This window comes from Cellulomonas algicola (genome assembly GCF_019024305.1).
GTDB classification, from domain to species: domain Bacteria; phylum Actinomycetota; class Actinomycetes; order Actinomycetales; family Cellulomonadaceae; genus Cellulomonas; species Cellulomonas algicola.
Map to the genome: position 1 here is coordinate 1 of NZ_JAHKSJ010000022.1, position 20,306 is coordinate 20,306.

Below are 20,306 nucleotides of genomic sequence, written 5' to 3' on the forward strand. Positions count from 1 at the left end.
CGGCGCCGGCCGCGCGGCGGGCGGCGACGCGGCGGGCGCGCGCGGTGCGCCACGACCCGACGACGCCGGCGGGGGCGGCGGCCATGAGGACGACGAGCGCGAGGCCGAACGCGAGCAGCGCGAGGTTGCCGTCGAGCCGCTGCGCGAGGTCGTCGGGTACGGGCAAGGCGTCGACGAGCGTCGCGACGAGCCACGGCAGCAGGACGACGAGCACCGCGCCGACCGCAGCACCGGCGAGCGAGCCGAGCCCGCCCACGACGACCGCGACGAGCAGCAGGAGCGACGTCGCGAGCCCGTACCCGCCGGGCGTGACGGACTGCGTGACGAGCACGAGGACGGCGCCTCCGAGCCCGGCGGCGGCGGACGCGACGACGAACGCGAGCACCTTGGTGCGGCCGGGCGCGATCCCGGCGAGGGCCGCGGCGGTCGCGTCGTCGCGGACGGCGCGCATCCGCAGCCCGGTCCGGCCGCGCGCGAGCACGTGCAGCGCGCCGACGACGGCGGCGGCGACGGCGATCGCGAGCCACGCGTGCCACTGCTCGAGGGCGGTGACCCGGTCCAGCGCGTCGGGTACGCGCTCGAGCGGCGCGCGCACCCCCTGGTCACCGCCGAGGCCCGGGACGGTGGACGCGACGGCGGGCAGCGCGACGACGAGCGTGAGCGTGAGGCCCGCGAGGTACGGGCCGTGCAGGCGCGCACCGGCGAGCCCGAGGAGCAGCCCGACCGCCCCGGACAGCGCGACGGCCCCGACGAGCCCGGCGAGGACGCGCACGACGCCCGGCGCGTCGGCCAGCGCGGACGCGGTGAGCGCATACCCGTACCCGCCCGCGGCCATGAGCGCGGAGTGGCCGAGCGAGAGCTGCCCGGACAGCCCGACGAGCACGGTGAGCCCGGCGGTCGCGCACAGGTAGGCCGCGACGAGCGCGAGCTGGTAGTTGCGGTACGGGTCGAGCAGGGACGTCCCGGCGACGCCGGCGAGCGTGCCGAGCAGGGCGACGACGACGACGCGCGGCGGGCCGGCGGCGGGCAGCAGGCTCATGCGCGCCTCGCCTCCACCCCGGCGACCAGACCCTGCGGCCGGACCAGGAGCACGACGACGAGCAGCGCGAGCACCGCGATCGGCGTGACGCCCGCCCCGAGGTACCCGGTGACGAGGCTCATGAGGACGCCGACGCCGGTCCCCCCGACGAGCGCGCCGCCCGGGGAGTCGAGCCCGCCCACGACGGCGACGGTGAACGCGAGGACGAACAGCACGTCGGTCGCGTGCGGGTCGAGACCGAGCTCGGTGGGCAGCAGCAGCAGCGCCGCGAGCGCGGCGACCGCCGACGCGAGCGCCCAGGCGACCGTCCGCATGCGCGCGACGCGCACGCCGAGCAACCGGGAGACCTCGGGCGCGAAGGCGGACGCGCGCAGCTGCAGGCCGAGCGTGGTGCGGGTGAACAGCAGCCGCAGGCCGAGCATGAGCCCGAGCGCCACGGCGACGACGAGCACGTCGTAGGGCGACCCGAGGGGCACCCCGCCGACGGACCACGGCTGGTCGCTCACGGGCGGCGCGACGGGGACGTGCTGCGGCCCGGCGACGATCCCGAGCGCGGACTGCAGGACCATGACGAGCCCGATCGCGAGGATCACGCCGCCCAGCGGCGTCGTCGCGTACCGCATGAGCCCGCGTTCGACCGCGGCGCCGAGCAGCCCGCCCGCGACGACCCCGGCGAGCGCGCCCCACCACCACCCGCCGGTGGCCTGCGCGACCCCGACCGCGACGTACGCGGCGACGACGGCCATCGCCCCGGCCGCGAAGTTGACGAGGCGCGCGGCCCGCCAGATGAGCACGAGCGACAGCGCGAAGAGCGCGAGCACCGTGCCGCGCGCGACACCGCCGCCGACGAGGAAGACGAACCGGTCCACTCAGAACCCCAGGTAGGCGTGTCGGAGGGCCTCGTCGTGCGCGAGGTCCCGGGCGGGTCGGGACGCGACGACGCGCCCCAGGTCGAGCACGACGCCACGATCGGCGACGGAGAGCGCGGCGGCGACGTTCTGCTCGGCCAGCAGGACGGCGAGCCCGTCGTCGCAGCGGGCCCGCAGGAGCGCCATGATCTGCGCGACGACCTGCGGCGCGAGGCCGAGCGACGGCTCGTCGAGCAGCAGCACCCGCGGTCGCGCGACGAGCGCGCGGCCGATCGCGAGCATCTGCCGCTCCCCGCCCGAGAGCTGGTGCCCGAGGGCGGCACGTCGTCGGTCGAGCGACGGGAACAGCCCGTACACCTCCTCGACCGCCGCACGACGGGCGCCTGCTGAGCGGTGCGCCGTGAGCCCGCCGAGCTGCAGGTTCTCGTCGACCGTGAGCTCGACGACCACGCCCCGGCCCTCGGGGACGTGCGCGAGCCCGCGTCGGGCGCGGTCCTCGACGCCGACGCACTGCAGGTCGTCGCCCGCGAGCGCGACCGCGCCGGCCGCGAGCGGCAGCAGCCCCGAGGCGGCCCGGAGCAGCGTGGTCTTGCCCGCGCCGTTGGCACCGACGAGCGCGACGAGCGCCCCCGGCCGGACCTCGAGCGTGACGTCGTGGAGCACGGGCGCGCCGCCGTACCCCGTCGTGAGGCCGTGCACGGCGAGCGCGGGGGTCATCGGCCTCCTCCCCCGGTCGCGCTCCCGAGGCCGCCCGTCGCGCCGGGTGCCCGCAGGTCCCGACCTGTGTGTGGGGCGGTGTCGGCGGCGATGCCGAGGTACGCCTCCTCGACACGCGGGTCGCGCCGGACGTCCTCGGGCGCGCCGGTCGCGATGACGTGCCCGAAGTCGAGCACGACGACCCGGTCGCTCACGCCCATGACGAAGTCGACGTGGTGCTCGACGAGCAGCACCGCGGTGCCGTCGGCGGCGACGCGCCGGACGACGGCGCCGAGCACGGCGATGTCCTCGTGACCGAGCCCGCCGGCCGGCTCGTCGAGCAGCAGCAGGCGGGGACGGGCGACGAGCGCGCGGGCGAGCGCGACGGCGGCGCGCTCGGCGTACGGCAACGAGCCGACGGGCTGCGACGCGCGCGCCGCGAGCCCGAGGTCCGCGAGCTGCGCGTCGGCGCGCGCGGCGGCGTCGACCCCGCCGCCCGGCACGCCGACGGCGACGTTCTCCCGCACGCTCAGGCCGGGGAACAGCCCGAGGCCCTGGAGCGTGCGGGCGACGCCGCGGCGCGCGAGACCTGCGGTGGGGCCCAGCGGGCGCCCCTCGAAGGTGACCGTCCCGCGCGCGGGTCGCACGAGCCCGCAGACGGCGTTGAAGACCGTGGTCTTGCCTGCGCCGTTGGGGCCGATGAGGGCGACGACCTCGCCGTCGGACACGTCGAGGTCGACGTCCTCGACCGCGGTGAGCCCGCCGAAGCGGACGGTGAGACCCCGGACGACGAGGCGCGGCCCGGTCGGCGCCGCCCCCTCGATGGGCGGTCCGGCTGTCGGGCTGCGCAGACTCACGGTCGACCTCTCGTGCACCTCGTCGTGACGCGATGCGCCGAGGCTACAACAGAAACCGACCAGCCGGTATGCCCCCCACCGCGCAGGGTGCCCTGCGGGCGTCAGCCTCACGGGTCAGGCGTGCGGCACGCCGGCGATCATGCCGCCGTCCACCACCAGCTCGGTCCCGGTCACGTACGCGGAGTCCGCCGACGCGAGGAAGAGCACCGCCCCCACGACGTCCTCGGGCGTCGCCGTGCGCCCGAGCGGGATGCGCTGGCGCGACGCGTCGAGACGTTCGGTCATGGGCGTCACCACGAACCCCGGGTGCACCGAGTTCACACGGATCCCCGCGGGGCCGAGCTCGACCGCGAGCGACTTCGTCAGGCCGCGCACGCCGAACTTCGACGCCACGTACCCGTGCAGCCCCGCGTCGCCCCGCATGCCCTCGACCGACGAGATGTTGACGATCGAGCCGCGCCCGGCAGCCCGCATGCCCGGCACCACCGCCCGCGCACCGAGGAACGTGCCCGTGAGGTTGACCGCGATCACGGCGTCCCACTGGTCCTTGCCGTACCGCTCGAGCCGCCCCGCGTTCGCGATCCCTGCGTTGTTGACGAGCACGTCGACGACACCGAGCGCCGCCGCCGCCCCGACCGCCGCGGCCCACGACTCCTCCGACGTCACGTCGAGCGGCACCGCGAGCGCGCCCGGCCCGAGCTCGGCCGCGAGCCGCTCGGCCTCGTCGACCAGCACGTCGCCCACGACGACGGCCGCCCCCGCTGCGTGCAGCGCGCGCACGTACGCCGCGCCGAGCCCGCGTGCGCCGCCGCTGACGAGCGCCACCGATCCGTCGAGCCGTGCCATGCGGACCTCCGGAGGTCGTCGGCGTGGTCCCGGGACGCGGCAGGAGCGCCGGGCCCGGCTGTCCCGGGTCAGGCGACGCGCACGACGAGCCGCCCGGTCGTCCCGCCGCCCGCGAGCCGCGCGACCGCCTCGGGCGCCCGCTCGAACGGCACGACGTCGCTCACGACGGGGCGCACCGCACCCTGCTCGACGAGGCCCGTGAGCGCCCGGTGCGCGAGCCGGACGAGGTCCGGTCGCCGCCGCGCGTAGAGCGCCCAGTGCAGCCCGAGGACGCCGTAGTTCTTCACGAGGGCATGGCCCGCGCGGGCGTCCTGGATCGTGCCGCCCGCGAAGCCGACGACCACGATGCGCCCCTCGAACGCGACGCACCGCGTCGCCGCCTCGTACGCGTCACCGCCGACCGGGTCGACGACCACGTCGACGCCCGCCCCGCCGGTGGCGTCCCGCACGGCGGCGGCGACGTCCTGCGCGGACCGGTCCACGACCACGTGCGCGCCGGCGTCACGGGCCGCGGCAGCCTTCGCCTCCGACCCGACGACACCCACGACCCGCGCCCCGGCAGCGGCGGCGAGCTGCACGGTGGCGGTCCCGACACCGCCCGCGGCGGCGGTGACGAGCACGCTCTCGCCGCGCCGCAGGCCCGCCCGCCGGTGCAGCGCGAACCACGCCGTCTGGTACGCGATGACGAACCCGGCGGCCTGCTCGTCGGACAGCCCGGCGGGGGCGGGCCACACCTCGTGCGCGTCGAGCACCGCGCGCTCGGCGAGCACCCCGATCCGCGACCCGACGACGCGGTCGCCGACGGCCACGTGCTCGACGCCGTCGCCGACCGCGAGCACGTCCCCGCACAGCTCGATGCCGGGCACGAACGGCAGCGGCGGCCGCTCCTGGTACTGCCCGCGCGCGAGCAGGACGTCGGGGAAGTTCACCGCGACCGCGCGGACGCCCACGAGCACCTGCCCGGGCCCCGTGGCCGGGTCGGGCACCTCCGCGAGGCGCAGCACGTCGACGGGCTCGCCGTACCGCTCCACGTGCCACGCGCGCACGGCTCAGCCCTCCGGACGGGCGGCGATGCCCGCGAGGAACAGGTCGGTGAGCTGCGCGGCGACCTGCTCCTTGGTCTCCGGCCCGTCGGACGAGAACCACGTCGGCAGGTAGTGCACGTCGGCGAAGAAGTGCGCGACGATCACGCCGCGCGGCACGTCCGTGCGGTAGTACCCCTCGGCCTGGCCCTTCTCCAGCAGCGCCGCGAACGTGTCGTGGTACGCGCGGCGGCGTCGCGTGACCTCCTGCTGACGCGGCTGCGACAGCATGTGCACGCTGCGGAAGAAGACGGTGCCCTCGAGCAGGAAGTCGATCGACGTCTCGATGACGTCGACGCACGCCTCCCGCAGGAGGACGTCGGCGGGCTCGTCGCGCGCCGCGATCGCCTCGAGGTGGTCGGTCTGGAGCGTGAGCATCCGGTCGTAGACGGCGAAGAGCAGGTCGTCCTTCGACTGGAAGTAGTGGTACATGGCGCCCTTGGTGACGCCCGCCGCGTCGACGACCTGCTGCACGGAGGTGTTCGCGTACCCCTGGGCCGCGAACAGCCCGAGTGCGGCCCGCAGGACGTCGTCGGCCACGCTGGTCTGCTTCATGCGGTCATCCTTCCCCCCACGGGCGCACGCTGACGCCACCGTCGAGCACGAGCGTCTGCCCCGTCACCCAGGCGGCGTCACCGGACAGCAGGAACGCGACGGGTCCGGCGACGTCCTCGGGCTCCCCGATCCGCCCGAGCGGGTACCGCGCCGCGACGGCCGTCTCGTCGTCCTCGTAGAGGCGGCGGGCCAGCTGCGTGCGGACCACGGCGGGCGCCACCGCGTTGACGCGCACGCGCGGCGCGAGCTCGACCGCGAGCTGCGCGGTGAGGTTGAGCAGCGCGGCCTTGGAGACGCCGTACAGCGCGATGCCGGGGCTCGACGTCAGCCCCGCGGCCGACCCCGTGCACACGACCGACGCACCCTCGTGCGCGCCGAGCCCGGCCGCGACGGCGTCCCGCGTCCACTCGAGGGCGGCGACGACGTTGACCGCGAGGATCTTGTCGACGGCAGCCCGCTCGATGTCGAGCAGCGGACCGTAGACCGGGTTGATGCCGGCGTTGTTGACGAGGTGGTCGAGCCGGCCGAACCGGTCGACGGCCGTGGCGACCGCGGCGGCCCGGTGCTCGGGGTCGTCGACCTTGCCGGCGACGCCGACGGCACGGTCGGGCCCGATCGCGGCGACGGCCTCGTCGAGCGTCTCGGCGCGCCGGCCGGTGAGGACGACGCGCGCCCCCTCGTCCGCGAGCCGCTGCGCGACCGCGAGCCCGATGCCCCGGCTCGCACCCGTCACCAGGGCGACCCTGCCGTCGAACCTGTTCATCACGTCCTCTCGCCGCGGCCTGCCGGACGCCCGTGCGACCGCCACGCAGGCTGTCGATGCGCGGGCGAGCGCGAAACCGACCGTTCGGTATGTCGCGACAGTACACGACCCGGCCCCGGAGCGATGCGCGCGCGGCCAGGACGCGCAGCACCCGGCCCGCCGACCACTACCGTGTGAGCGTGAACACGAGCACCGCCCCCCACCGGCCCGCGCGCGCGCTGCCCACGGGCACCCAGCACACCCTCACCCGCGGCGACGCCCGCGTGGTGGTCGCCGCCGTCGGCGCGAGCCTGCGCGAGTACACCGTCGGCGGCGTCGACGTCGTCCTGCCGTTCGCCGAGACCGAGTCGGCCCCCGCGTACTCGGGCGCGGTCCTCGCCCCCTGGCCCAACCGGCTCACGGACGGCGAGTACGCGTTCGACGGCACCGACTACGAGGTGCCCGTCACGGAGCACGCACGCCGGACCGCGCTGCACGGCCTCGTCGCGTACGTCGCGTTCACCGCGAGCGAGCACACCGACGACCGGCTCGTCCTCGAGCACACGATCGTCCCGACGCCGGGCTACCCGTGGTCCGTGCACCTCGCGGTCGCCTACACGCTCGACGACGAGGGCCTGCGCATCGAGGTGACCGCGGCCAACGTCGACGAGACCACCGCCCCCTACGGCATCGGCTTCCACCCGTGGCTCTCCCCGGGCGACGCGACCGTCGACGAGTGCACCCTGCAGGTCGACGCCGACGTGCACGTCACCGTGGACGACCGGCTGCTCCCGACCGGCGCCGAGCCGGTGAGCGGCACGTTCGACCTGCGCACCGCCGTCCCGCTGCGCGGTGTGGAGCTCGACGACGCGTGGGTCGGCGTCACGCGCGACGACGCGGGCCTGTCCTGGATCCGCCTGGGACGCCCCGACGGCCGGACGGTCGCGATGTGGGCCGACGAGAGCTTCGTCGCGTGGCAGGTGTGCACGGGCGACGGCATCCCGCGCCTCGACCGCCGCGGCGTCGCAGCCGAGCCGATGACGTGCGTCGCCGACGCGTTCCGCACGGGCACGGACCTGGTCCGGCTCGAGCCGGGGGCGAGCCACCGGGTCGCATGGGGTCTGCGCCTGCTCTGACCGCAGCCGCCGTCGAGGGCGTCCGGGCTCCCGCCTGGGCGCCCTCGTCATGTCCGAGGCGAGGCGCACCGAGTCGCGGGGGGCCGAGCGGCGCCGACGAGGCGCGCGAGGCGCGGGGGCCGAGCGGCGCCGACGGGGCGCGCGAGGTTCAGCGCACGCGAGGATCAGCGCACGCGCGGACCAGCGGATGCGAGGACTAGCGGATGCGGCGGGGTGAGCCGGGCGCGGTGGTCGGCCGGTCAGCGGCCGTAGTACTCGCCGTCCTCCTGGACGCCCTTGGCGTACTCCCAGTGCCACGGCTCGAACGGCCCGCTGCCGCCGCGCTTCGCCCAGGCCGGGTTCTCCCAGCCGAACGCGGGCCCGTTGTCGAGGATCCACGCCCACTTGGCGCCCGACGTCTGCGTCTGGCAGAGGTCGACGGCGAGGCCCCAGCCGTGGTTGCTCTTGCCGGGGGCGGCGGCGAGGCCGCCCTTCTGCGCCTTCACGACGCGCTGCTGCGCGAGCGAGCGGTAGCCGGAGCTGAGGCACAGGTCGCCGCCGAACCGCGCGACGAACGCCTGGTTGAACTCGGCGAGCGAGACGGCCGCGTCCGCGCGGAGCTGCGTGTGCCCGTCCCACAGGGTGCACAGGTCGGCCGTCCGGAGCAGGCCGTTCTCCCCCGCGGGCCGGTCGGTGCCGTCGCAGCCGGGGAGCGCGGAGCGGATCTCGGTGCGGCTCGTGCCCGCGGCCTCACGGGCGGCGAGCGCGCCGTCGGCCGAGACGAGGGACGACGGCGGGAGGATCGACAGCGACGACGCGGTGAGCGCCGAGACGGTGTCGGGCAGGGACTCCTCGGCCGCGCGCGAGTCGGAGCCCGGCACGCCGACCCCCTCGAGCGCACCCTGGCTGACGGTCGGGATGACGACGGTGACGCCGGCGAGCGCACCGAGGACACCGAGGCGGACCGCGAGGCGCGGCATCCGGGCCGGGTGGCGGTCGGTCGGGCGGACCGTCGCGGTGCGCGAGCGGGTCGGTCGCTCGACGTCGGCCTCGGTCTCCGTGGCGACGGCCGCGCGCGCCGAGGCCCAGGGGGCGGCGGGCTCGGGCTCGTCGTCGAGCGGCAGCGGTGCCATGACGGTCGTCTCGACGGCGGACCGGGCGGCGGGAGCGGACGACGCGGTGGAGGCGAGCGCCGACCACGCCGGTGCGGGCGCGGGGCGCGGGTGGGCGGCGGTCGCGCCGGGCTCGGTCGCGTGCGGCGCGCGCTCCTCGGCCACGACGTCCGGCCGGGCGACGGGCGCCTGCGGCGCGGCGGCGGGCGAGAAGGGCCGCGGGGAGGGTGCCGAGGTCGTGGGCGCGGACGCGGTCCAGGACGGGCCGGGGTTCGCGGGGACCCGCGGCGACGCGGCGCGCGCTCCGGCACCGGTCGCCGGCGTGGCCGTCCGTGGCGCGGGCGCCGTCACGCGGGAACCGGGTGCGGGCGGCGTGGTGCGCGAGCCAGGTGCGGGCATCGTCGTGCGCGTACCGGGCGCGGGCACCGTCGTACGCGAGCCGGGCGCGGGCACCGTCGTGCGCGGACCGGGCGCGGGGAGCGTCGTGCGCGAGCCCGGCGCGGGCAGCGTCGTGCGGGAGGCGCCGGACGCGGGAGAGGTCCGTGCGGTCGCGGCGACCCCGTAGGTCGAGCGCGGGGCCGGCTGGGCGGACCCGCCGTCGGGCCGCGGCTGGCTCCACGACGGGAGCGCAGGTCCGGCGGGCTGCGGGGCGGAGGTCACGGGGACGCCCGGGGGCGTGAGCACGGCGGTGGACGTCTGCTCGGCGGCGCGACGCTCGGCCTCACGGAGGCTGCGACGGGTCGGCCGGGGGGTCGCCTCGTTGTGCTCGGGCCCCACGACACCTCCACTCGCTCGGTCCACGCTGGCGGACGTCCGCGGCCGGGGAGGCGTCCCTCTCGGGGCGGCTCCGGCGACCGCGGTCACGAAACCATAACGGGTCGCGGTCGCGCTTCCAAGCCCCCTGGACAGCCGTCCAGGGCCTGCGCACGGCGACACGCGGTGCACATCGGGCGGATCTGGGCCACCGGGTGACCGGACCCACAGGTCAGCGTCGCATCCGACCCGGACCGGCGTCCGGGTCGGATCAGAACGCCTGGCCGCGCTGCATGGCGTCACGGACCTCGCCGACGAGCTCCTCGAGGATGTCCTCGAGGAAGACGACGCCGACCGTCCGACCGTCGTCGTCGACGCGCGCGAGGTGCGCCCCGGACCGCTGCATCGCGGCGAGCGCGTCCTCGACCTCGTCCCCCGGCGCGACGACCGCGAGCGCGCGCACGCGCCACGTCGGCACCGGCACCTGGCGGGCGTCCGCGTCGGCGTAGAGCACGTCCTTGAGGTGCAGGTAGCCCGCGGGGTGGCCGTCGTCGTCGAGCACGGGGAACCGGCTGTACCCGGTGCGCGCGACGAGCCGCTCGACCTCCTCGGGCGTCCCCCCGGGACCCACGGTGACGAGGGAGTCGACGGGCACCATGACGTCGCCCGCGGTCCGGTCCGAGAACTCGAGCGCGCCCGCGAGCAGGCCCTGCTCGTCCTCGAGAAGCCCCTCGGCCTGCGACCGCTCGACGATCGAGTGGACCTCCTGCGCGGTGAACGCCGACGACACCTCGTCCTTCGGCTCGACCCCGGCCAGCCGCAGCGCGTGGTTGGCGAGCCAGTTGAGCGCGGCGATGACGGGCCGGACCATGCGGGCGATCCAGACGAGCGGCGGGCCGAACATCAGCACGGCGCGCTCGGGTCCGGCGACCGCGAGGTTCTTCGGCACCATCTCGCCGAGCACGACGTGCAGGTAGACGACGATCGCCAGGGCCAGCACGAACGCGATGGGGTGCGTGAGGTCCTCGCTCACGCCCAGCGCGTGCAGCGGGTCCTCGATGAGGTGCGCGAGCGCGGGCTCGGCGACGACGCCGAGGCTCGTCGAGCACACGGTGATGCCGAGCTGCGCGCACGCGAGCATGAGCGAGACGTGCTCCATCGCCCACAGCACCGTGCGCGCGCGGCGGTCGCCGGCCTCCGCGAGCGGCTCGACCTGGCTGCGTCGCGCGGAGATGATCGCGAACTCGGCGCCGACGAAGAAGGCGTTGCCGGCGAGCAGGAGCGCGCCGACCAGGAGGGCGAGGTTGCTGCTCACGCGTCGCCCTCCTCGTCCTCGCCGGTCGCGACGGCCTGGACCCGGACGCGCTCGACGCGGCGGCCGGCCATGCGCTCGACGACGAGGCGGACGCGGTCGACGACGATCTCGTCGCCCTGCTCGGGGATCCGGCCGAGCACGTACATGAGCAGGCCGCCGAGCGTCTCGTAGGGGCCGTCCTCGGGCACCCGCAGGCCGGTGACCTCGGCGAGCTCGTCGGGACGCAGCACCCCCGCGAGCACCCAGGAGCCGTCGGCGGACTGCGCGGCGGACTGCCGTCGCCGGTCGTGCTCGTCGGCGACGTCCCCGACGAGCTCCTCGACGACGTCCTCGAGCGTGACGACGCCCGAGGTGCCGCCGTACTCGTCGACGACGACCGCGAGCTGCCCGCCCTGCCGCAGCTCGACGAGCAGGGGTCCGAGGTGCACGGTCTCGGGGACGCGCGGCACGTCGACCATGAGCGCCGCGGCGGGGACCTCGGCGCGCTTCTCGTAGGGCACGGCGACGGCGCGACGCAGGTGCACGAGGCCCACGACGTCGTCGGCGGAGTCGCCGATGACGAGGAACCGGGAGTGCCCGCTCGTGCGCGCGAGCGCGATGACGTCGGCGGCCGAGTCCTCGTCGCGTCGCACGAGCACGAGCCGCCCGCGGTCGGTCATGACGTCGACGGCCGTGAGCTCGGAGAACTCGACGGAGTTGATGAGCAGCGTCGCGGTCGACTCGTCGAGCGTCCCGACCTCGGCGGACCGCCGGACGAGCGCGGCGAGCTCCTGCGGCGACCGTCCGCCGGCGAGCTCCTCGCGCGGCTCGACGCCCACGCGCCGCAGGATCGCGTTCGCGCTGCCGTTGAACAGCGAGATGAGCGGCCGCAGGGTCGTGGTGAACCCGCGCTGGAGCGGGGCGACGGCGCGCGCGGTCCCGAGCGGGCGGCTGATCGCGAAGTTCTTCGGGATGAGCTCGCCGACGACCATCGAGAAGCCGTTGACCAGCACGATCGCGAGCAGGCCCGCGAGCGCGCCGCCGATGACCCGGCCGAGCGGCGACGACTCGAGCGGCCCGCCGAGCAGGCGGACGACCGCGGGCTGCGTCGTGTAGCCGAGCAGGATCGTGGTGATCGTGATGCCGACCTGCGCGCCGGACAGCTCGGTCGACAGCCGCCGCAGCGCCTTGACGACGGACTGCCCGCGCCGGTCGTCGGGTGCGGTCTGCTTGTCGACGACGCCCGGGTCGAGCGTGACGAGCGAGAACTCGGCGGCGACGAACACCGCGGTGCCGAGCGTGAGGAGGACGCCGAGGCCCACGAGGAGCCACTCGGTCAGCACGGGTCACCGCCCGGGGGTGCGACGGGCGAGGGGTCGACGTGCGGGCGGGAGGGGACGGGGAGGCCGGCGCCGTCGCCACCGGGCTGGTCGGCCCGCTGGGGTCGCCGGCAGCTACTTGAGCCGCTCATGGTGGCGACATCCTACGGTCCGGTCCGCCGCCGCGCCGGGTGCGCACGGGGGTCGGTCCTGCACCGGTCCGACACGTCTTCCCCCCGCCTCCCCCGCCGAGGTTCCGGGTGCGGGAGGGGTGGCTGTGCCACGCTGACCTCATGACGAACAGCAGCGGTGCGCAGCCGCCCGCGCCGTCCGGAGGTGCCGCGACGACCGTCCTCGTGGTCGAGGACGAGCCGGCCATCGCGCAGGCGATCGCGCACCGCTTCTCCGCCGAGGGGTGGCGCGTCGAGGCCGCCGCGGACGGCCCGTCGGGCGTCGCCGCCGCGACGCGGGTGCGCCCCGACGTCGTCGTCCTCGACATCATGCTGCCGGGCATCGACGGCCTCGAGGTGTGCCGCCAGATCCAGGCCGAGCGCCCGGTGCCGGTCCTCATGCTCACCGCGCGCGACGACGAGACGGACATGCTCGTCGGCCTGGGCGTCGGCGCCGACGACTACATGACGAAGCCGTTCTCGATGCGCGAGCTCGTCGCCCGCACGAAGGCGCTGCTGCGCCGTCAGGAGCGCGCCGCGCGTGCCGCGGAGATCGCGGTCGCGACGACGCCCGACCCGCCGCTCGTCATCGGCGACGTGTCGATCGACCGCGCGCAGCGCCGCGTGCAGCGCGGCGACCAGGAGGTCCACCTCACGCCCACGGAGTTCGACCTGCTCGTCGCGCTCGCGAACTCGTCGCGCACGGTGCTCACGCGCGAGCGGCTGCTCGCGGAGGTGTGGGACTGGGTCGACGCGAGCGGCACGCGCACGGTCGACTCCCACGTGAAGGCGCTGCGCCGCAAGCTCGGCGCGGACCTCATCCGCACGGTGCACGGCGTCGGCTACGCGTTCGAGCCCGCGGACGAGGGCTCGGCGGCGAGGTCCGAGGGGTCGTGAGCGCGCCGCGTCACGTGCGCGGCGAGGGGAGGTCACGGTTGCCGGACGTCCGCCCGCTGGACCGGTTCCGCTCGATCAAGATCAAGCTCGGCGTGCTCGTCGCGGCGTCGGTCGCGCTGGCGTCGTTCATCACGTGGGTCGGCCTGTCGCAGTTCCACCTGGGTCCGAGCCGCACGCTGCCGATCGCGATCGCGCTGTCGCTCGTCGTGACGCAGCTGCTCGCGCGCGGCATGACGTCGCCGCTGCGGGAGATGACGCACGCAGCGGGCCGGATGGCCGACGGCGACTACAGCCAGCGGGTGCAGGCGACGAGCAACGACGAGGTCGGCCAGCTCGCCGAGGCGTTCAACACGATGTCGGACGACCTCGAGCAGGCGGACACGTTCCGGCGCGAGCTCGTCGCGAACGTCGCGCACGAGCTGCGCACCCCGGTGACGGCGCTGCAGGCGCAGCTCGAGAACATCGTCGACGGCGTGAGCGAGCCCGACCCGGTGACGATGCAGGCGGCGCTCGCGCAGACGGAGCGCCTGGGGCGGCTCGTCACGTACCTGCTCGACCTGTCCCGCCTCGAGGCGGGCGACGTGCCGCTGCAGATCGAGGAGGTCCGGCTCGACGACTTCCTGCACGAGGCCGCGGACGGCGCGGCGCTCGTGGGGTCGACCAAGCGGCTGCGTTTCCCGGTGCACGTCGAGCCCGAGGACCTGTCGGTCCAGGCGGACCCCGAGCGGCTGCACCAGGTGGTCGCGAACCTGCTGCACAACGCGGTCCGGCACTCCCCGCCGGACGACGAGGTGCTGCTGGTCGCGTCGCGCGTCGGCACGGACGTCCGGATCGACGTCGTGGACCACGGTCCGGGCATCGCGCCGGAGCAGCGGGCGCACGTGTTCGAGCGGTTCGTGCGCGGCAACACCCCGGCGATCACCGGGCAGGGCTCGACGGGCGGCACCGGGCTGGGGCTGGCGATCGTGCGCTGGGCGGTCGACCTGCACGGCGGCCGGATCGAGGTCGCGGACGAGGGTCCGGGCTGCACGATGCGCGTGACGCTCCCGGGCCGTCCGGCGACGCCGCGGGCGCGCACCGCCTGACCCCATTGTTCTAGTCGCGTTAGAACAGTAGGGTCACGGCATGGCCACGACGAAGCCCTTGCCGAGCCACGACCGCGTCATCGCGGTCTCCCACCTGTCGAAGACCTTCGGACCCGTCCGGGCGGTCGACGACCTGACCTTCGAGGTGCACCCCGGCCGCGTGACCGGGTTCCTCGGCCCGAACGGCGCCGGCAAGACGACGACGCTGCGCATGCTGCTCGGGCTCGTCCGCCCGACCTCGGGCACCGCCACCATCGGCGGCCGCCCGTACCACCGCCTTCCCCGCCCGCTGCGCTCCGTGGGCGCCGCCCTGGAGGCGTCGAGCTTCCACCCCGGCCGCACCGCGCTCGACCACCTGCGCACGTACGCGCCGCAGGTCGGCGTGCCCGACGCACGCGCGAGCGAGGTCCTCGACCTCGTCGGGCTCGGCGGCGCGGCGGACCGCCGCGTCGGCGGGTTCTCGCTCGGCATGCGCCAGCGGCTCGCGCTCGCCACCACGCTGCTCGGCGACCCGCCCGTCCTGCTGCTCGACGAGCCGGCGAACGGCCTCGACCCCGAGGGCATCCGCTGGCTCCGCGTGTTCCTGCGCGCCCTGGCCGCCGAGGGGCGCACGGTCCTCGTCTCGAGCCACGTCCTGTCGGAGGTCGAGCAGACCGTCGACGACGTCGTGATCATCGCGCGCGGCCGCCTCGTGCACGCGTCGCCGCTCGACGACCTGGTCCGGCTCGCGCGCCCGCAGGTGCGCGTCGTCTCCCCCGACGCGGCCGGCCTCACCGCGCTGCTGGCGCGCGGCGGCTGGACCCGTGCGGGTGACCCGGACACGACCGGGCACGCCGTGGACCTCGTCGACGTCGACGCCGCGACCGTCGGCGCCGCGGCGTTCGCGGCGGGGCTCGAGCTGCACGAGCTGAGCACGCGGAACCCCGGGCTGGAAGGACTGTTCCTCGACATGGTCGCGACGCCGGCCGCCCCGACGCACCCGGAGGTGGCGGCCTGATGGGCGCGGCACTGAGGACCGAGTACCGCAAGCTCGTCACGACCCGCCTGTGGTGGGTCCTGCTGCTCGCGATGGTCGGCTACATGGCGTTCATCGCCCCGATCATGGCGTTCGTCGTCACGCAGGGCGGCGACATGGGCACCGTCCCGGGCGGCGAGGGCGGCGGTCCCCTGCCGCCCGACGCGATCGTCCGCACCGTCTACACGATCGCCGTCACGCTCGGCTACACGTTCCCGCTCGTCGTGGGCACCCTCGCCGTCACCACGGAGTTCCGGCACCAGACGATCACACCGACCCTGCTCGCCGAGCCGCGACGCAGCGTCGTGCTGGGCGCCAAGCTGCTCGCCGGCGCGGTGCTCGGGCTCGTCTTCGGCGTCGTCGGCACGGCGACCGTCGCGGGCGCCGGGGCGCTCGTCGTCTCGCTCGCGGGCCAGCCGACGTACCTCGACCTCGCGTCGACGTGGCGGGTGCTCGCGCTGTCCGCGGTGGCGCTGGCCCTGTGGGCCGTCGTCGGGGTCGGGTTCGGCAGCGTCCTGACCAACCAGGTCGCGGCCATCGTCGTGATCCTCGCGTTCACGCAGTTCCTCGAGCCGCTGCTGCGGTTCGGCCTCGCCGCCACGTCGTGGGGCGACGGCATCGCGCGGTTCTTCCCCGGGGCCGCGGCCGAGGCGCTGTCCGGCGGGAGCCTGTACGCCGAGATGGGGGCGACCCAGCTGCTCAGCCCGCTCCAGGGTGCCGCCGTCCTGACCGGGTACGCGCTGCTCTTCGCGGCGATCGGCCGGTTCACGACGTTCCGCCGCGATATCACCTGACGGGATCCGCTCGTCTCGCATGCTGTCGGGAGCGGGCCAAGCCATGACCTCCGCAGGTCTCGCGGCGACCTCGGCTTGAGCCCGCACCGACGGCGGCGTTGCCCGCCGTTGACCCTCGTGTGCCGACCAGGTGAAGACGGTCGGCAGATCGTCCGCCACCCCGTCCCCCGGCCGGGCCGAAGCCCCGACAGGCCGTAATGTTGTCATCAACAGATCCGGCGACGACGCGGTCACGAACCGCAGCGGAAGTGGGCGATCCCAGCGTGACCCAGAAGGCGGAGCCTGACTCGACCCGTGCCGACTTCGGCGCGAACGAGTGGCTCGTGGACGAGCTGTACGAGCAGTTCAAGCAGGACCGGAACGCGGTGGACCCCGCGTGGTGGGACTTCTTCGAGGGCTACAAGCCCGGCGAGACCGAGACCCCGAGCGGGTCCAACGGGTCGCCGGCCCCGGCGGCCGCCCCGTCGGCCCCCGCCCCGCAGACGCCCCCGCCGTCCCCGGCCCCCGCAGCCCCGCCGGCGGTGAGCGCCCCCGCGGCGCCCGCACCCACCGGGACGACCGAGCCGCCCGCCATCACGTCGCCGATCGCGACCGCGCAGCCGGCGACCGCGCCCTACGCGCAGGTCGCGCAGCGCCCGACGCGCATCGAGGCCGCCGAGTCGGGCGACGACGTGCAGAAGCTCCGCGGCCCGGCGGCGCGCGTCGTGACCAACATGGAGGCCTCCCTCGAGGTCCCGACCGCGACGTCGGTGCGCGCCGTGCCGGCCAAGCTCATGGTCGACAACCGCATCGTCATCAACAACCACCTCGCCCGCGGCCGCGGCGGGAAGGTGTCGTTCACGCACCTCATCGGCTACGCGCTCGTCGAGGCGCTCGCCGACATGCCGGCCATGAACGCGGCGTACACGCTCGTCGACGGCAAGCCCGGCGTCCTGCAGCCCGCGCACGTCGCGCTCGGCATCGCGATCGACCTCGCGAAGCCCGACGGCACCCGCCAGCTCCTCGTGCCGTCGATCAAGAAGGCGGACACGCTCGACTTCGCGCAGTTCTGGAACGCCTACGAGGACGTCGTGCGCCGGGCGCGCGGCAACAAGCTCGCGGTCGACGACTTCGCGGGCACGACGATCTCGCTCACCAACCCGGGCACGATCGGCACGGTCCACTCGGTCCCGCGCCTCATGCAGGGTCAGGGCACGATCATCGGCGTCGGCGCGATGGACTACCCCGCCGAGTTCGCGGGCACGTCCGAGGACCGCCTCAACGCGATGGGCGTCTCGAAGGTCCTCACGCTCACGAGCACCTACGACCACCGGATCATCCAGGGCGCGCAGTCGGGCGACTTCCTGCGCATCCTCGGCCTCAAGCTGCTCGGCGAGGACGGCTTCTACGACCGCGTGTTCGCGGCGCTGCGCGTCCCGTACGAGCCCGTGCGCTGGGTCCGCGACACGTCGAACGACCCCGACGACGAGGCCATGAAGCCCGCCCGCATCGGCGAGCTCGTGCACGCCTACCGCTCCCGCGGGCACCTCATGGCGGACACCGACCCGCTCGCCTACCGCCAGCGCAAGCACCCCGACCTCGACGTGCAGAACCACGGCCTCACGCTGTGGGACCTCGACCGCACGTTCCCGACGGGCGGGTTCACCGGCAAGCCCCGCGCGCGCCTGCGCGACGTGCTCGGCCTGCTGCGCGACTCGTACTGCCGCAGCGTCGGCGTCGAGTACATGCACCTGCAGGACCCGCGCCAGCGCCGCTGGCTGCAGGAGCGCCTGGAGTCCGGCTACGCCCGCACGCCGCGCGAGGACCAGCTGCGCATCCTGCGTCGCCTCAACGCCGCCGAGGCGTTCGAGACGTTCCTGCAGACCAAGTACGTCGGCCAGAAGCGCTTCTCGCTCGAGGGCGGCGAGTCCGTCATCGCGCTGCTCGACGCGATCCTGTCGAAGGCCGCGAACGCGGGCCTCGACGAGGTCGGCATCGGCATGGCGCACCGCGGCCGGCTCAACGTGCTCGCGAACATCGCCGGCAAGTCGTACGCGCAGATCTTCAGCGAGTTCGAGGGCAACCAGGACCCGAAGTCGGTCCAGGGCTCGGGCGACGTGAAGTACCACCTCGGCACCGAGGGCACCTTCACGGCCGAGTCGGGCGCGACCACCCAGGTCTACCTCGCCGCGAACCCGTCGCACCTCGAGGCCGTCGACCCGGTCCTCGAGGGCATCGTGCGCGCCAAGCAGGACCGCATCGACCTGGGCGGCGACGGCTTCTCCGTCCTGCCGATCCTCGTGCACGGCGACGCGGCGTTCGCGGGCCAGGGCGTGGTCTTCGAGACGCTCAACCTGGCGCAGCTGCGCGGGTACCGCACGGGCGGCACGATCCACGTCATCATCAACAACCAGGTCGGCTTCACGACGGGCCCGTCGTCGTCGCGCTCGTCGCAGTACGCGACCGACGTGGTCAAGGGCCTCCAGGTCCCGGTGTTCCACGTGAACGGCGACGACCCCGAGGCGTGCGTCCGCGTCGCCGAGCTCGCGTTCGAGTACCGCGAGCAGTTCGACCGCGACGTCGTCATCGACATGCTGTGCTACCGCCGCCGCGGTCACAACGAGGGCGACGACCCGTCGATGACGCAGCCGCTCATGTACAACCTCATCGAGGCCAAGCGCTCGGTCCGCAAGATCTACACCGAGACGCTCGTCGCGCGCGGCGACATCTCGCTGACCGAGGCCGAGCAGGCGCTGCAGGACTACCAGCAGCAGCTCGAGCGCGTGTTCGCGGAGACGCGCGAGGACGGCTGGACGCCGCCGCCCGCCGAGGCCGAGGCCGTCGCGGGCCTCGAGCGCCCGGAGTCGCAGCTCGAGGACGCCGGCATCATGGTCGGCTGGAAGACCGCGGTCGACCGGGGCACGCTCGAGCGCATCGGCAAGGCGCACGTGCGCCCGCCGGAGGGCTTCACCGTCCACCCGAAGCTGCAGCAGCTGCTCAACAAGCGCGAGCAGATGTCGCGCGACGGCGGCATCGACTGGGGCTTCGGCGAGCTGCTCGCGTTCGGCTCGCTGCTCGTCGAGGGCACGCCCGTGCGCCTCGCGGGCCAGGACTCGCGTCGCGGCACGTTCGTGCAGCGGCACGCCGTGTTCCACGACCGCGAGACCGGCGCCGAGTGGACGCCGCTGCTCTACCTGTCCGCGGACCAGGCGAAGTTCTGGGTCTACGACTCCTCGCTGTCGGAGTACGCGGCCCTCGGGTTCGAGTACGGCTACTCGGTCGAGCGCCCCGACGCGCTCGTGCTGTGGGAGGCGCAGTTCGGCGACTTCGTCAACGGCGCGCAGACCGTCATCGACGAGTTCATCTCCTCCGCCGAGCAGAAGTGGGGCCAGCGCTCGTCCGTCGTGCTGCTGCTGCCGCACGGCTACGAGGGCCAGGGACCGGACCACTCGTCGGCGCGCATCGAGCGGTTCCTCCAGATGGCCGCCGAGGACAACATGGTCATCGCGCAGCCGTCGACGCCCGCGTCGCACTTCCACCTGCTGCGCCGGCAGGCGTACCACCGGCCGCGCAAGCCGCTCGTGGTCTTCACGCCGAAGTCGATGCTGCGGCTCAAGGCCGCGTCGTCCGCGGTCGAGGACTTCACGACCGGCACGTTCCGCCCGGTCATCGGCGACGACCTCGCCGCGGCCAAGGCCGGCCAGGTGAACCGCGTGGTGCTGTGCTCGGGCAAGGTCTACTGGGACCTCCTGGCGGAGCGTGTCAAGACCGGCGACGAGCACACCGCGATCGTGCGGTTCGAGCAGCTCTACCCGCTCGACGAGGACGCCGTCCGCGAGGCGCTCGCGCCCTACGGCGACGCCGAGCTCGTGTGGGTCCAGGACGAGCCGCGCAACCAGGGCCCGTGGACGTACCTGTCGACGCACCTGCCGCAGCTCATCGGCCGCGAGCTGCGGGTCGTGTCCCGCCCGGAGTCGGCGTCGCCGGCCGCCGGGTCCGCCAAGCAGCACCAGGCGCAGCAGGCCCGGCTCCTCGAGCAGGCGTACGCGCGCTGACGTCCCCGCGGACGACACGAACCCCTCGGCCC

Annotated in this window: 18 protein-coding genes; 7 read left to right on the plus strand and 11 right to left on the minus strand. The window is 75.0% G+C overall.

Annotation, left to right across the window (positions count from 1 at the left end; all coding sequences use genetic code 11):
- The 8 genes from KOV94_RS16390 to KOV94_RS16425 form a co-directional block, all read right to left on the minus strand.
- On the minus strand, positions 1-1,039 hold a 1,039-nt coding region (locus KOV94_RS16390; protein WP_218052633.1), incomplete at its 3' end, for an ABC transporter permease subunit.
- Positions 1,036-1,908 carry a branched-chain amino acid ABC transporter permease gene (locus KOV94_RS16395; RefSeq protein ID WP_218052634.1) on the minus strand — a complete coding sequence of 291 codons (873 nt, stop codon included), beginning with the start codon at positions 1,906-1,908 and terminating at the stop codon, positions 1,036-1,038. The genes KOV94_RS16395 and KOV94_RS16390, both read right to left, overlap by 4 nt.
- Complete coding sequence (locus KOV94_RS16400) at positions 1,909-2,625, minus strand: ABC transporter ATP-binding protein (RefSeq protein ID WP_218052635.1); 717 nt, start codon at positions 2,623-2,625, stop codon at positions 1,909-1,911.
- Positions 2,622-3,461 (minus strand): ABC transporter ATP-binding protein, encoded by an 840-nt coding sequence (locus KOV94_RS16405; protein ID WP_308160610.1) that lies wholly within the window; start codon positions 3,459-3,461, stop codon positions 2,622-2,624. The genes KOV94_RS16400 and KOV94_RS16405 overlap by 4 nt, the downstream gene beginning before the upstream one ends.
- A 114-nt stretch (positions 3,462-3,575) precedes the next feature.
- Positions 3,576-4,307, minus strand: a complete 732-nt coding sequence (locus tag KOV94_RS16410) for an SDR family NAD(P)-dependent oxidoreductase (protein ID WP_218052636.1) — start codon at positions 4,305-4,307, stop codon at positions 3,576-3,578.
- Between the two features lie 68 nt (positions 4,308-4,375).
- Entirely contained in the window at positions 4,376-5,353 is a 978-nt protein-coding gene (locus tag KOV94_RS16415) for an NADPH:quinone oxidoreductase family protein (protein WP_124344194.1), read from the minus strand.
- Between the two features lie 3 nt (positions 5,354-5,356).
- Positions 5,357-5,944 carry a TetR/AcrR family transcriptional regulator gene (locus KOV94_RS16420; RefSeq protein WP_124344195.1) on the minus strand — a complete coding sequence of 196 codons (588 nt, stop codon included), beginning with the start codon at positions 5,942-5,944 and terminating at the stop codon, positions 5,357-5,359.
- Between the two features lie 4 nt (positions 5,945-5,948).
- Entirely contained in the window at positions 5,949-6,707 is a 759-nt protein-coding gene (locus KOV94_RS16425; RefSeq protein WP_124344196.1) for an SDR family oxidoreductase, read from the minus strand.
- A gap of 179 nt (positions 6,708-6,886) precedes the next feature.
- Here KOV94_RS16425 and KOV94_RS16430 point away from each other — a divergent pair, with 179 nt between their 5' ends.
- Entirely contained in the window at positions 6,887-7,822 is a 936-nt protein-coding gene (locus KOV94_RS16430; protein WP_308160611.1) for an aldose 1-epimerase family protein, read from the plus strand.
- A gap of 239 nt (positions 7,823-8,061) precedes the next feature.
- On the opposite strand, the gene KOV94_RS16435 is transcribed toward KOV94_RS16430, so the two are convergent.
- Complete coding sequence (locus KOV94_RS16435; protein WP_218052638.1) at positions 8,062-8,934, minus strand: M15 family metallopeptidase; 873 nt, start codon at positions 8,932-8,934, stop codon at positions 8,062-8,064.
- On the opposite strand from KOV94_RS16435, the gene KOV94_RS16440 reads away from it, so the two are divergent.
- Positions 8,933-9,478, plus strand: a complete 546-nt coding sequence (locus tag KOV94_RS16440) for a hypothetical protein (RefSeq protein WP_218052639.1) — start codon at positions 8,933-8,935, stop codon at positions 9,476-9,478. The two genes, KOV94_RS16435 and KOV94_RS16440, sit on opposite strands and share 2 nt — an antisense overlap.
- A gap of 459 nt (positions 9,479-9,937) precedes the next feature.
- Here KOV94_RS16440 and KOV94_RS16445 read toward each other — a convergent pair whose 3' ends face one another.
- Positions 9,938-10,981, minus strand: coding sequence for a hemolysin family protein (locus KOV94_RS16445; protein WP_124343711.1), 1,044 nt, complete (start codon positions 10,979-10,981; stop codon positions 9,938-9,940).
- Positions 10,978-12,303, minus strand: a complete 1,326-nt coding sequence (locus KOV94_RS16450; protein WP_124343712.1) for a hemolysin family protein — start codon at positions 12,301-12,303, stop codon at positions 10,978-10,980. The genes KOV94_RS16445 and KOV94_RS16450 overlap by 4 nt, the downstream gene beginning before the upstream one ends.
- Before the next feature lie 269 nt (positions 12,304-12,572).
- Between KOV94_RS16450 and KOV94_RS16455 the strand changes: the two genes are divergently transcribed.
- The 5 genes from KOV94_RS16455 (at position 12,573) to KOV94_RS16475 (ending at position 20,274) form a co-directional block, all read left to right on the plus strand.
- Entirely contained in the window at positions 12,573-13,346 is a 774-nt protein-coding gene (locus KOV94_RS16455) for a response regulator transcription factor (protein WP_124343713.1), read from the plus strand.
- Positions 13,343-14,431 (plus strand): HAMP domain-containing sensor histidine kinase, encoded by a 1,089-nt coding sequence (locus KOV94_RS16460; RefSeq protein ID WP_218052640.1) that lies wholly within the window; start codon positions 13,343-13,345, stop codon positions 14,429-14,431. Before KOV94_RS16455 ends, KOV94_RS16460 begins: the two co-directional genes overlap by 4 nt.
- Positions 14,432-14,471: 40 nt before the next feature.
- A complete protein-coding gene (locus KOV94_RS16465; RefSeq protein WP_218052641.1) occupies positions 14,472-15,428 on the plus strand; it encodes an ABC transporter ATP-binding protein in 957 nt (318 codons plus the stop codon).
- Positions 15,428-16,240: an ABC transporter permease gene (locus tag KOV94_RS16470; RefSeq protein ID WP_218052642.1), complete on the plus strand. Its 813-nt coding sequence runs from the start codon at positions 15,428-15,430 to the stop codon at positions 16,238-16,240. Before KOV94_RS16465 ends, KOV94_RS16470 begins: the two co-directional genes overlap by 1 nt.
- A gap of 263 nt (positions 16,241-16,503) precedes the next feature.
- A complete protein-coding gene (locus KOV94_RS16475; protein WP_218052643.1) occupies positions 16,504-20,274 on the plus strand; it encodes a multifunctional oxoglutarate decarboxylase/oxoglutarate dehydrogenase thiamine pyrophosphate-binding subunit/dihydrolipoyllysine-residue succinyltransferase subunit in 3,771 nt (1,256 codons plus the stop codon).
- The last annotated feature ends 32 nt before the right edge of the window (positions 20,275-20,306 follow it).

What these genes read in the sequence shown, in the direction of transcription:
- KOV94_RS16400 (WP_218052635.1), bottom strand. Translation starts at nt 2,625, where the DNA reads ATGACCCCCGCGCTCGCCGTGCACGGCCTCACGACGGGGTACGGCGGC.
- KOV94_RS16410 (WP_218052636.1), bottom strand. Translation starts at nt 4,307, where the DNA reads ATGGCACGGCTCGACGGATCGGTGGCGCTCGTCAGCGGCGGCGCACGC.
- KOV94_RS16420 (WP_124344195.1), bottom strand. Translation starts at nt 5,944, where the DNA reads ATGAAGCAGACCAGCGTGGCCGACGACGTCCTGCGGGCCGCACTCGGG.
- KOV94_RS16425 (WP_124344196.1), bottom strand. Translation starts at nt 6,707, where the DNA reads ATGAACAGGTTCGACGGCAGGGTCGCCCTGGTGACGGGTGCGAGCCGG.
- KOV94_RS16440 (WP_218052639.1), top strand. Translation starts at nt 8,933, where the DNA reads ATGACGGTCGTCTCGACGGCGGACCGGGCGGCGGGAGCGGACGACGCG.
- KOV94_RS16435 (WP_218052638.1), bottom strand. Translation starts at nt 8,934, where the DNA reads ATGGCACCGCTGCCGCTCGACGACGAGCCCGAGCCCGCCGCCCCCTGG.
- KOV94_RS16455 (WP_124343713.1), top strand. Translation starts at nt 12,573, where the DNA reads ATGACGAACAGCAGCGGTGCGCAGCCGCCCGCGCCGTCCGGAGGTGCC.
- KOV94_RS16465 (WP_218052641.1), top strand. Translation starts at nt 14,472, where the DNA reads ATGGCCACGACGAAGCCCTTGCCGAGCCACGACCGCGTCATCGCGGTC.
- KOV94_RS16470 (WP_218052642.1), top strand. Translation starts at nt 15,428, where the DNA reads ATGGGCGCGGCACTGAGGACCGAGTACCGCAAGCTCGTCACGACCCGC.